The sequence below is a fragment of the Labilibaculum filiforme genome, assembly GCF_002843315.1.
In the GTDB taxonomy this organism is placed as follows: Bacteria; Bacteroidota; Bacteroidia; order Bacteroidales; family Marinifilaceae; genus Labilibaculum; species Labilibaculum filiforme.
Map to the genome: position 1 here is coordinate 15,039 of NZ_MVDD01000017.1, position 12,233 is coordinate 27,271.

Consider the following 12,233-nt stretch of genomic DNA (forward strand, 5'->3'; position numbering starts at 1 on the left):
TTTCCTTATCTTTATTATTTGAAAAATTGTAGTAAACAAAAGAGTTCGCTTCTCCAGCTCAGGTTTTATGGGGGAAGTCATCCTCCTTTTAAAAGATAAGCAAAGCATAAAATGAGTATAAAAGGAAAAATGTATGTCGACGATATGGTTTACAACATACGGCGATTAGATTTTGGTTTCGACCAAAAAATTAATACCAATGGTACTGCCTCCACCGCACCCTTAGGCGGTTTATTTAATGTGGAGGTAGAAAGTCCCAAAAACACACACCTGTATGCATGGGGAGCCAGTAAGTTCGATATGAAGTACGTAAAATTGGTATTTTCACCCGTAACACTTGCCTCCAAAAACCGCACCATCGAGCTGTACGATACCCTCTGCATTGCACACCACGACTATTTTCACAGCGAAGGCAAAGCCCCAATGGTTAGCGTACTCCGACTCTCACCCGCCATCATCGTTCAAGATGGCCAAACCCTAGTCGAAAAAAACTGGAAGGTGAGCGATTTGAGTGCTCAGAACACGGAGCCTACTGCGGTGCCCGAAAATCCTGAAATATTGGAATGCTTTTTTGAAGATGAACAAGGAAATGCTGTTGCAAAACCAAAAAAGAACCAAACTATTTTTCTAGTTGTTAACACAAAAGAAATGGTAGGTCAGGGGATTGATATTGACTTAAGCGATGACAATATTGATTACGAATACAATGGATCTATAGTCGATAATGATTTGATTCAAGGTGTAAATGTAACTGCCGATACAATGAAAATTCAGTTGAAAACAATTAAACAAAGAAGATCATAATGGCTATAGTAACACAAACAAATGGTGGTGGGAGTAGTGCAGATTCTGGTGGATTGCTGATGGATGAGTTTCTTCCTTTTGTAGAGTTTAAGGATGTTAAAAAGAAGAAAAAAGAAGATCATTATCCTTTTCGTGGTATAAAAAAGGAAACTGTAAATTTGTCTGAATATTTAGATGAAGGGTATAAAACATCAGAACTCTTAACAACATTTGTAACGAATCAACGCAAATTAAAAATTACCTATAAGGTAATTAAAGGTTGTTCAGATAGTGGTGATGATGATGGAGTTATTCAAATTAAAACAGCGGAAGAAATTTTCGGATTAAAATTGAGTGTAACTCAGAAATCTGCAAAATATGGTGATGCCATGGAATTGGAGCTTGATTATACAGGAGATGAAAAAATAGAATTCTTTCTGGATTTTTATGCTTCTGATGATAATTTAGATGAGTGGAATATAGGAGAACTTAAGAATGTACATTGTGGGCGATGTAGCATCAATTTTGATTTGTGTGAGTATTGTAGCGATTGGAGTACGATTGCTCCTGTTATACCAAAAAAAGATTTTGTAGGTTGGAATGAAGAATTGCATCCTGATTGGGAATGTTATGACTATGCTGCTGAACAGCTTCGAGTTGCAGGATATCAATTAAAAGCAGAAAGTTGGAGGGATTGGAGTAAGTCAACATTAACTAAAAATTCTGATGTGTATCAATTCTTTTTGGAGGATGATATTGCAGGAATGAAGCAAGGAGTACAGAAAGATCAGCTTAAGGATGGTGTTAAGTACTTAAAAGAAACTTTGGGCAAGGGAATACCTGTAATGGCGGGTGTAGATGATGATTATTATATGTATAATGATGATCAAACAACCGAACATTATATTACTATAGTTGGTATGGGAGAAGATTCCAAAGGGAAATATTTTTTATTTTATGATAATGCAACTGGAGATGTAGTAGTTGGAGCTTCAGCAGAAAATAAACTTTATTGCAAATGTGATGAACATAAGTTTGAAGGTGAAGGTGATCTAAATAATAGATATATACAAGGTACAGCAAAGAAAACTTATACTATTTCTCACATTCGTAAAACTAAATGATATTCATATGAAATATATTGCAATAATTGTCACACTAGCTAGTATTATGTTTGTCTCTTGTCAGCCTTCTAATAATTCTAAAAAGGAGTATCAATCTAATGATTTAAACAAAAGGGGACATATTCATGACTCTATAGAAGAGTTGATATCTGTGAAAAATGATAATAATGTCGATTCTATACAACCGAGTATTAATATAGAGTATGATTTGGATAGTTTGCCTTTTGATTCTGGTTCAGAGATCTTAAAATATATTTCTTTCAGAATTAAATTTAAGCCGGATAGTATTATACCAGAATATAGAAGAATCAAAGGTATGACTATACCTTTTTGGTCTAGGACGAATTTCTATATAGCTGAAAATGATAATTATAAGGGGATGAGTAAGCGAAATTTTGATCTTTATAAAGTATTAACACATAATGTGAAAAGTGATAAGCAATTCTTAATAAAAGAAAGAAAATTTATCTTTTCTGTTATAAATAGAGATAATGCATTTAAAGTACGAGATTCGGTTCCATTAAATATTGACTTACTACTACTAAGTATATATAAAGATGGAGTAAAATATAGTTTGTCTCCTTTTGTTTCGCATGCAGAGGAAGTTCAGTAAGAATAGTTAACTTAATTTTAATCCATGAAAGGCATCATCATCCTTGTAAGTTTATTTGCACTTATTCCTTTCCACGGACAAGCACAAAACAAAGACTATTCAGACTATTTGTTAGAGCTTGAAAAGAGCAGAATCGAATTTGGTGTTCAATTCACAAAAGCTGAGAACAAAGGTTCTGTTATTAGTGGAGCCAGAGAATTTTTATTGAATAGTTATCAGAATATCTTCGAATATTGGTATGGTACAAAATGGGATTTTAATGGAACAAGCAGAGTACCAGGAGAGGGAAGTATTGCATGTGGCTATTTTGTGACGAATACCCTGGTAGATCTTGGTTTTAACATTCCCAGAATCAAGTGGGCACAATCTGCTTCCGAAGTGTTCATCAGCAAATTAGCCGAGCGAAAAGACATCAAAAGATTCAGTAATCGACCTGTTTCGGAGATCAGAAAATATTTACTTTTTGCAGGCAGAGGAATTTATTTGGTTGGATTGGATCAACATGTTGGTTTTGTATTGGTAGACTCAAACAAGATGAGCTTTATTCATCCTAGCTACTATTATCCCGAAAAAGGAGTTATGTCCGAAACGCTTAATTCAGAAAATCCATTTAAACATTCTAAATACAGAGTGATTGGTAAGTTATTCTCTGATAAAATGGTAATTAATTGGATGAATAAAACGGCCTATTAAGCGCAACCCCTAATTTTAAGGACATAGTAAATTGGAAAGTAATAATTTGCTTTTGTGCGATTACCGAGTTTGAAAACAAATTCAATCTGCAAAAAAATAAGAGTCCAGGACTTACATTTCGTAAGCAGGGAATTACTATTATTGCATTAAAGTAAATTGAACGGAAAGCAATGATGGGAGCGCAAGCAAAAGGGACTATAATGGTTCTTTTATCAGCAATATTTTTTGGCTTACTGCCTTTTTTTGCCATTAAAACCTATGCCGAAGGTTTTGATATTAATAGCTTGTTGTTATACCGATATGGTTTCGCGTTTGCTTTAATTGGTTTGTTTTGTGCGTACAAAAAAATTAGTATTCAAATCAATAAAAAGCAATTTTCACTACTACTCATTGCGTCTTTTGTTGGTACAATGATGACTACCTACACGCTTTTTTTATCGTATCAATATATTTCTTCGGGTTTGGCTAGTACACTTCATTTTGTATACCCAATTATTACTTTGGTTTTGGCAGGTATTATTTATAAGGAGAAGCTTACTTCAAGGAAAATTATTGCTCTTACGTTATCCCTTTTGGGAATTGCGTTGGTCTCGGTTGGTAGCGGACTAACTATTAATGTTATGGGAGTTTTATTGGCTTTGGTATCGGGATTCTTTTATGCTCTTTATATTTTGTGTTTGGCCAATGCCGAGTTAAAGAAAATTTCTCCTTTTACTGTAGTTTTCTGGATATTTGGTATCACAGCACTTCTGTTTTTTGTAAAATGCTTATTCGCTGATGGTATTAATACAAATCTTACTGGAACTGCTTTATTCTATATTGTAAATTTAAGTTTTTGGTCTACTTTTTTGGCTGTTGTATTGTTTTACTTAGGCATGAAATATACTGGTCCGGGAAATGCTTCTCTTTTATCAACTTTGGAACCTCTTACGGGGATTCTGGCAGGAGCCTTTGTGTTTAACGAAGTAATGGACTTAAAAAGCTTCTTAGCTATTTCACTCATATTAACTTCGGTGCTTATTGTTATTCAATATGGTAAGAAAGCAAAATATAAATGGCTTTTTCACAGAACAACTGTTCGTAGACTAAAGAGGGCATAAGTTCTTCCGTTTAGGGAATTGAAATTTGTTTCTTTTCGTGGTCCGATTTGTAGTTTTTTTTCAGTGTAAACAGGCTTATTTTAGTTTGAACAAACCCCTGGGTTCTATTTTTGGGTATTGAAGAGTGAAATAAAAGTTGCTTAAATGGCATTTACTTCCATCTCTAGCTTAATGCCAAATTTATAAAGAACCGACTTTTTAATTTCGTTAGCTAATTCTAATATTTCATGGCCTTTTGCATTTCCATAATTTACAATAACCAAAGCCTGATCTTTATGAACACCCGCATCACCTATTTTTTTACCTTTCCAACCACACTGTTCAATTAACCATCCGGAGGCAAGTTTGCTTTGCATTTCGTTTAGTTCGTAAATAGGCATGTTTTCATGCTTAGCTTTTAATGCAAGCGCAACGGTTTTAGTTACTACCGGGTTTTTAAAGAAACTGCCTGCGTTACCAAGTACTTTAGGGTCGGGCAGTTTGCTTTCCCGAATTCGGATGATTACTTCGCGTATATTTTTCGAGTTTACTTCAGCGTAAGCTTCTAATTCTTTGGCAATAGTGCCGTAGTGAATTTTAAAGTCAGTTTGTTTTTTGAATCGAAAGTTAACGTGGGTAATAATAAACTGATTCTTATATTCCTTTTTAAAAACACTGTGTCGGTAATCAAATTCGCAGTGAGCATTGCTGAAAACAACTTTTTTGTTGCTTTCTATCGAAATGGCTTCTACACTTTCAATTACTTCACGTACTTCAACACCATAGGCACCAATATTCTGGACTGGTGCTGCGCCAACTACACCAGGAATTGAAGATAGATTTTCAATTCCTGATAAATTATTTTCAACACTCCAGCCTACAAAATCATCCCAATTTTCGTTGGCGCCAACACGAACTAAAACAGAATCCTCCTCCTCTTCGCTAATTTTTATTCCTTGTACTTTTGGGTGAATAACCAGACCGTTAAAATCTTCGGTAAATAGCAGATTACTACCTCCTCCCAATAATAAGTATTGAATATTGATGATGTTATTTTTGCTTAAAAAGTCATGAATTTCTTCATTTGTTTCGAACTCGAAAAAATACTTAGCATTCGCTTCAATGCCAAATGTATTATAATCTTTTAGAGAGTAGTTTTTTCGAAGTACAGCCATTTTATGAGTTGTCAGTGAACAGGAAAAGAGAACAGTTAATAGTTATTACCAAGTTCGGTTTTTAATAATTTTACAAAACCAAGAATATCTTCTTCGGTGGTATCGAAGGAACACAACCAACGAACCTCTCCGGTATTTTCATCCCAAATCCAAAAAAAGTATTCTTCCTGAAGTTTTTCAATTTTATCTTTAGGGATTAGTGCCCAAATTCCGTTAGCCTGAACCTTTTGGGTAATTTTTATTTCATCAATTTTAAGGACTTCCTGCTCAAGCAGTTTTGCCATTTTATTAGCATGACGAGCTGATTTTAACCACAAATCGTTAGTAAGCATAGCGTCGAATTGTGCACCAATAAATCTCATTTTGGAGAAGAGTTGCATGCTTTGCTTGCGAATGTATTTTGCTTCTTTCGATAGTTCTGGATTAAAAAAGATCACTGCCTCTCCCAACATCATTCCATTTTTGGTACCTCCAAAACTTAGAACATCGATGCCGGCATTGCTGGTAAGTTCTTTTACATCAACATTTAAACTTGCTACTGCATTTGCCAAACGTGCTCCGTCCATGTGCACATACATATTGTTTGCATGTGCTAACTCACAAATGGCCTTTACTTCTTCAGCAGTATATACCGTTCCCAATTCGGTACACTGAGTAATGGATATCATTTTTGGCTGTGAATGGTGTTCAAAACCAAACCCATGCAAGTGAGGTTGAATTAGTTCTGGAGTTATTTTTCCATCAGGTGTGGCAATAGGAATTACTTTGCAACCGGTAAATTTATCTGGGGCACCGCATTCATCTACTTGAATATGAGCCGTAGCGGGACAAAGAATTGAGTGGTACGATTGAGTTAAAGTTGAAAGACTAATTACATTAGCTCCGGTGCCATTAAATGCAAAGTATACATCAATATTGGCTCCAAACAGGGTTTTAAATTTTTCAATTGCCGATGCTGTGTAGGAATCTCCACCATAAGCCATAATATGACCCTGGTTCGCATTCTGTATAGCTTCCATTACCTCTGGTAATATTCCTGAAAAATTGTCGCTTGCAAATCCTCTTTTATTCATTGTTAAGTGGGCTTATTTGATATTAGTTCGTTAAGATTTTGTAAGTAATCAATTTTAGAGTGATTTTCACGAAGAGTGCTTTGTGTTATAATTGGAAATAAGTTACACACAGCAGAGTGAGTGTAGTCTGAGAGTTTCCTATTGCAATTAAAAAACAAATGATAATTTCATGAAAATAAGCATCTGGTAAATTAATCTGATATTTAAAATCTAAACGGCTTGTTCTTTTGAAGCTTTAAAAGTAAACTTTTTACTTAACTATTTCGATAAAAAGCCCGAAAAAGGGGACATGTCCTACAAAACAAATATAATTTGATTAGGAGTTTAAGAGGTTTTTTATTTTTTGAAATAGAATTGATAATTCTTCGGGTTTCGATTTCCCTTTTGTAAGGTGCTGAATTTTACCTTCTTTATCCAATAAAAAAAGATAGCAAAGTTTTTTGTCTTGCACGTCAAAGTAATCAAAATAGCTATTTAAGGGTCCATAATAGGTCATTACATTTTTGTGCATGGTTTCATCAATGCCTCCACGCATCCCATTATTAATGTAGTGCGACATCCAATCGTATAAATTACTAATCATTGGTATTTCAATAAATCGAAAATCTTTATGAACGCTAAACTCTTTTAATAGTGGTGTGGTCCAAGTGTCAATTTGTACTTGGGTTCCTCTTTTAAATGCAATAATTAATACGCTCACTTTTCCTTTACAGTGATCTGGCAAAATAATTAGTTCAGAGGATAATAATTCTCCCTTTATTTGCGGAAAAATATCACCTGGCTTTAGTCTTTTCGTATTCTGTGCCGTAAGGTTAGGATGGATACAAATGCACAAAAACAATACTATTAAAATGGATTTGATCATACTATTTTCCTTGATAATAGCCTTGCAACAAGGCAAGTGTATTCTTCGATATTTTCCCTCTTTCGGTAATGGTAGTATCGTGTAGGTGAATTTTAACTTTTTTGTAAAGTGCAGCAACTTGTTCGTATTCCTTGGTGTCCTTAAGAAAGGTTTTTGGTTGTCCGATGTATATTCCCGGACTACTTTCTATTAAAGGAGCAAGATTGGTCCATTTATCAGTTAATGTAAATGTGAGTTTTCCTTTTAGTCCGCATTCAGCATTCCCAAGCACAAGATCTCCATCTTGATTTTGTGTCCAAAAGTATTTTTCTGGATTTTTAAGTAATTGATCGAGCATATCTTATAAATTTTGTTTTATTCGGATGTATTCAAGTGATAATTTATAAAATTTTTAGAACTTTTGCAGCTACTAAAGCTTTCAATTTTAAAGATAAGTAAAAATGATTGATGATATTCAGTTTGGGAAATTAATGATTGTGTCTGATCTGCATGGGAATGGATTCGATTTTAGGCAGATTTTGAAGGTGTATCATGCACTAAAAAGTGAAGGGAAGGCTGATTATTTGGTGTTTTTAGGAGATTTGATTCATGCTTATCCAGGAAAACAAAAAGACGAATCGTTGGAGATAGTAAAAAATTTAATAGATTGGAAAACAAACCAGAAAGCTAGTGATATCATCTGTTTGTTAGGAAATCATGAATTTGTTCACATTTATCATATTGCGTTGCAACGTGGCAATTTAGAGTTTACCTCTTGGTTCGAGAATCGAATTCGGAAAAATAGGGAAACTATTGTGCGTTTTTTTATGGATATGCCATTTATGCTGAGAACTAAAGGAGGCGTGTTGATAAATCATACGGGTAGTTCAGATAGGTATGAACATTGCAGTGAAACTGATTTTAATTGGCTGAAAGAGTATGCTCACAAGGGCCAATTCGATGCGCATATTAGAACCATACAAAGTTATCATCCTTCTATTGGTTCCCAGTTTATGGATACGAAGGAAGGAAATTATTTGTGGGATGTATTCATGAATGGAAATGAACGGCAATATGGGGAGAAATACTTAGATATGATTGATGATTTGCTCCGTTTTGCAACTATAGATCGGGAGCAGTATCCAATGACAGTTTTGGTTAGCGGTCATGTTGGAGTTGATTATGGAGCAGAAACCATTGGAGACTATAAGTTGCGTTTGTGTAGTAGTGCTGGTTGTTTGCGCGATTTAGAAAAGAAGTTTTTATTGATTGATGCTGAAAAAAAATATTCTAATTCAGTGGAGCTTTTGGAATGTTGTCACGATTTGTTCTAAAAGGCTTATTTTTCTCCTTTAAGTTGCAAAGGCGATTTTCCAGTAGTCGACTTAAATGTTTTATTGAAATAGGAGGGACTGTTAAAACCGCATTCGTATGCTATTTGGGCTACAGTTAAACGACCTTCTACAAGTAATTTTTTTGCATAATTAATACGCATTTCATTCAGAAATGCTGAAAAAGTTTTCTTTGTTTTACTTTTAAAGAATCGACAAAAGGCTGTTTTACTTAGGTTTGCAATTTTAGCAGCTTCTTCCAATTCTATTTTTTTCTGAAAATTTTTACTTACGTATTCGTAGATCTGATATAGTTTTTGATTGCTTCTTTGCTGAAAGGTTTCTACAAAATTATCCGATGCTAAATATTCTAAATCTTCCGATTGAGCCAACACTTGTAGTATTTGTAGTAGAGTAAGAATTCTTTGCGAATATTCGGCAGAATGAAGGGTTTTTAAATGCTGAATAATCTTGTATTTTGAACTACCACTAATTCGTACTCCCTGAAACGATTTTGTAAGGAATTTTCTGATTCGCGACATTTCAGGCAATAGAAAGAACTCTTTACCAAAACTGTCCTCTTTAAAATGAACCACCCAGGCAATTGCTCTTAAATCAGATTTTTTCTGATAGTAAGAGTCCTCATTTTTCATGATATGAGGAGTGTCGGGACCAATAAAAAGTAAATCGCCATCGTTAAAATTATCAATGCAATCACCAACAACCAATGTGCCTCTGCTTTTTTCGATGTAAATTAATTCAAATTCGGGATGGTGATGCCAAGGAACTTCAATATGTGGTAAAACATCAATTTTAGATCGAAACGAATGTTCATTTTTTATAGAGATCTCTTCAAGGAGTAGTGACATTATTGTATTATTTTATCTGTATATATAGCTTAAGTGTAATATTTAGATAGTTTAGTGCTAGTTCTTTTTCTTCTTCTATCCGAAAATAGAAATAATACCTTTAAAAACAATGCTTGCGTGTAATTGACATTAATATCGCTTTATTAATGTAATTGTGTAAATATAGTACAATAAATTGGTAAAATAGTAAAACCAATTGTTCGGAAATTGACTGATATTTGTAAACAGAAATACAAACGATTGAAATAAATACATATGGTATCAATAAGTACAAACGTAGGCAATAGCAGTTCCGGTGCACAAGCTCCAGGAATGAATTATAGGGGAGCTTTAGCTCTTCTAACTTCTCTATTTTTTATGTGGGGATTTTTAACCTGCATGAATGATATTTTAATACCTCATTTAAAAGGTCTGTTCGATTTGACAATTACTCAGGCCATGCTTGTACAGTTTACCTTTTTTGGTGCTTATTTTTTAATGTCTTTGCCTGCAGGTTGGATTATTGGAAAGATAGGTTATAAAATGGGAATTGTAACTGGTTTAAGTATTGCAGCTATTGGAGCAGTATTGTTTTTTCCTGCAGCAGCATTATTATCTTACGGATTTTTTCTTTTCGCCTTATTTATATTGGCGGTTGGAATTGTTATACTTCAAGTAGCTGCAAATCCATTTGTGGCAGAATTAGGTACCCCCGAAACGGCATCAAGTCGTTTGAATCTTACACAAGGATTTAATAGTTTAGGAACAACAGTTGCTCCTATTTTTGGCGCTTATTTAATATTAGATAATACTGGTGTTGATATTGCAAGTAAGGCGGAGGCTGTTCAAATGCCTTATCTTGGATTAGCAATTGCTTTGGCAGTAATTGCCGTGATTTTTGCTTTGGTAAAATTACCAAAAATTCAGGATGTTGAGGAAGAAAAAGCAGCAGGTTCGGTTTGGAGATTCAGACATCTAATTTTGGGAGCACTTGCTATTTTTACTTACGTTGGTGCAGAGGTTTCGATTGGAAGTGCTCTTGTAATGTATTTTGGTGATGAAGGTTTACACCTGTTTGGAGAAGCTGAAGCTGCGAATTATGTTTCGGTATTTTGGGGAGGAGCTATGATTGGTCGATTTATTGGATCTGCAATTATGCAAAAAGTGTCAGCCTCCAAAGTATTAGCATTTAACTCTGTAATGGTTGTGGTGCTAGTTGTTGTTAGTATGCTTACGAATGGTTATGTTGCAATGTGGAGTCTTGTTTTGGTTGGATTGTTCAACTCAATCATGTTTCCAACTATTTTTACGCTTGCAATTGATGGATTAGGGAAATATACCAGTCAGGGTTCAGGTGTTTTGTGCTTAGCGATTGTTGGAGGAGCAATAATACCAATGATAATGGGTGTTTTGGCCGATAATTTTGGTTTACGTAATTCGTTTGCCTTAACCATTATCTGCTACGGATACATTTTATTCTATGCCTTAAAAGGACATAAACACGCGTAATTAATTAATTATTTTGATGTGATGAAGGAAGTTGCTTTAGGGATTGATATAGGAGGAACGAATACTGTATTTGGGTGCATAGATTCAGAAGGGAATTGTTTGGTAACGGGAAGTTTACCCACTCAAAAACATGCTGCAATAGAGGATTATTTGGACGAGTTGTTTTTCGAGGTGGAAGCGGAAATAAAAAAATCGACTGAAAAAATGCAAATAATTGGTGTTGGTATTGGAGCACCAAATGCCAGTTTTTATACGGGAACTATCGAAAATGCCGCTAATTTAAGATGGAAGGGGAGTGTACCTTTAGCAAGTTTGGTGAAAGAGAGAATTAATGTTCCGGTAATTCTTACCAACGATGCCAACGCGGCAGCAATGGGCGAGAAAGTTTTTGGCGCAGCAAAAGGAATGGATAATTTCATTGTAATTACCTTGGGAACAGGTTTGGGAAGTGGAATTGTAGTGAATGGAGATCTATTATATGGTCACGATGGATTTGCAGGTGAAGTGGGACATATGATTGTTCGCGAAAGTGGAAGGGAGTGTGGTTGTGGACGGAAGGGTTGTTTGGAGACTTATGTGTCGGCAACAGGAGTGAAAAGAACGGTGTATAAGTTGCTTGCCCGACACATGGGCGAAAGTGAGTTAAGAGATATTCCATTTAGTAAGTTAACTGCAAAAATGGTTGCCGAAGCTGCGGGCAGAGGCGATTTAGTTGCAAAAGAAACGTTTAAATATACAGCAAGAATGTTGGGAGAGGTACTTGCTAATGTGGTAGCAGTAACCAGTCCTCAGGCAATCTTTTTATTCGGAGGATTAACAAAAGCAGGAGATCTTCTATTTAAGCCAGTTGCGGAAACTCTTGAGGAACAATTGCTTTCTATCTATAAAGGAAAAATTAAAATAATTCCTTCCGGAATTGAGGAGAACGCAGCGGTTTTAGGCGCAGCTTCCTTAATCTGGAATAAAAGATAACCGATAGCTTTCAGGCTTAATTTGAAAGTGAACCCCTCGTGCCTGCATTCGTGCAGGCACTTTGCGTTTGTAGAAATTAATACCACAAACTGTAGGAAAGATTCCACACATATTTGCCCTTTGGAAATAAACGAATAAAAAAGTATGAAAAATCAGCTAATTGTATCTATCTGATATTCAAAGCTTAAT

13 protein-coding genes are annotated in these 12,233 nt (G+C 34.9%); 8 read left to right on the top strand and 5 right to left on the bottom strand.

Features of this window, described 5'->3' with window-relative positions:
* Positions 1 to 111: 111 nt before the first annotated feature.
* From tssD to BZG02_RS16830, 5 genes are all read left to right on the top strand, one after another.
* The gene (tssD, locus tag BZG02_RS16810; protein ID WP_101262903.1) at positions 112 to 804 is read left to right on the top strand and encodes a type VI secretion system tube protein TssD; all 693 of its coding nucleotides are present in this window, start codon (positions 112 to 114) and stop codon (positions 802 to 804) included.
* Positions 804 to 1,907 (top strand): hypothetical protein, encoded by a 1,104-nt coding sequence (locus BZG02_RS16815; protein ID WP_101262905.1) that lies wholly within the window; start codon positions 804 to 806, stop codon positions 1,905 to 1,907. Before tssD ends, BZG02_RS16815 begins: the two co-directional genes overlap by 1 nt.
* A gap of 7 nt (positions 1,908 to 1,914) precedes the next feature.
* Complete coding sequence (locus BZG02_RS16820; protein WP_101262907.1) at positions 1,915 to 2,520, top strand: hypothetical protein; 606 nt, start codon at positions 1,915 to 1,917, stop codon at positions 2,518 to 2,520.
* Between the two features lie 24 nt (positions 2,521 to 2,544).
* Positions 2,545 to 3,213, top strand: a complete 669-nt coding sequence (locus tag BZG02_RS16825) for a hypothetical protein (protein ID WP_101262909.1) — start codon at positions 2,545 to 2,547, stop codon at positions 3,211 to 3,213.
* A 170-nt stretch (positions 3,214 to 3,383) separates the two neighbouring features.
* Positions 3,384 to 4,313, top strand: coding sequence for a DMT family transporter (locus BZG02_RS16830; protein ID WP_101262913.1), 930 nt, complete (start codon positions 3,384 to 3,386; stop codon positions 4,311 to 4,313).
* Between the two features lie 140 nt (positions 4,314 to 4,453).
* On the opposite strand, the gene murB is transcribed toward BZG02_RS16830, so the two are convergent.
* From murB to BZG02_RS16850, 4 genes are all read right to left on the bottom strand, one after another.
* Positions 4,454 to 5,467 carry a UDP-N-acetylmuramate dehydrogenase gene (gene murB, locus BZG02_RS16835; protein WP_101262915.1) on the bottom strand — a complete coding sequence of 338 codons (1,014 nt, stop codon included), beginning with the start codon at positions 5,465 to 5,467 and terminating at the stop codon, positions 4,454 to 4,456.
* Between the two features lie 35 nt (positions 5,468 to 5,502).
* Complete coding sequence (locus BZG02_RS16840; protein WP_101262917.1) at positions 5,503 to 6,540, bottom strand: threonine aldolase family protein; 1,038 nt, start codon at positions 6,538 to 6,540, stop codon at positions 5,503 to 5,505.
* 316 nt (positions 6,541 to 6,856) lie between these two features.
* Entirely contained in the window at positions 6,857 to 7,405 is a 549-nt protein-coding gene (locus BZG02_RS16845; RefSeq protein WP_101262919.1) for a hypothetical protein, read from the bottom strand.
* A 1-nt stretch (position 7,406) separates the two neighbouring features.
* On the bottom strand, positions 7,407 to 7,742 hold the full coding sequence (locus BZG02_RS16850; protein ID WP_101262922.1) for a hypothetical protein: 336 nt from the start codon (positions 7,740 to 7,742) through the stop codon (positions 7,407 to 7,409).
* A 103-nt stretch (positions 7,743 to 7,845) separates the two neighbouring features.
* Here BZG02_RS16850 and BZG02_RS16855 point away from each other — a divergent pair, with 103 nt between their 5' ends.
* Positions 7,846 to 8,718 carry a metallophosphoesterase gene (locus tag BZG02_RS16855; protein WP_101262923.1) on the top strand — a complete coding sequence of 291 codons (873 nt, stop codon included), beginning with the start codon at positions 7,846 to 7,848 and terminating at the stop codon, positions 8,716 to 8,718.
* 5 nt (positions 8,719 to 8,723) lie between these two features.
* On the opposite strand, the gene BZG02_RS16860 is transcribed toward BZG02_RS16855, so the two are convergent.
* Positions 8,724 to 9,584 carry an AraC family transcriptional regulator gene (locus tag BZG02_RS16860; protein WP_101262924.1) on the bottom strand — a complete coding sequence of 287 codons (861 nt, stop codon included), beginning with the start codon at positions 9,582 to 9,584 and terminating at the stop codon, positions 8,724 to 8,726.
* A gap of 255 nt (positions 9,585 to 9,839) precedes the next feature.
* Here BZG02_RS16860 and BZG02_RS16865 point away from each other — a divergent pair, with 255 nt between their 5' ends.
* On the top strand, positions 9,840 to 11,072 hold the full coding sequence (locus BZG02_RS16865; protein WP_101262925.1) for a sugar MFS transporter: 1,233 nt from the start codon (positions 9,840 to 9,842) through the stop codon (positions 11,070 to 11,072).
* A gap of 21 nt (positions 11,073 to 11,093) precedes the next feature.
* Entirely contained in the window at positions 11,094 to 12,044 is a 951-nt protein-coding gene (locus BZG02_RS16870) for an ROK family protein (protein WP_101262926.1), read from the top strand.
* The last annotated feature ends 189 nt before the right edge of the window (positions 12,045 to 12,233 follow it).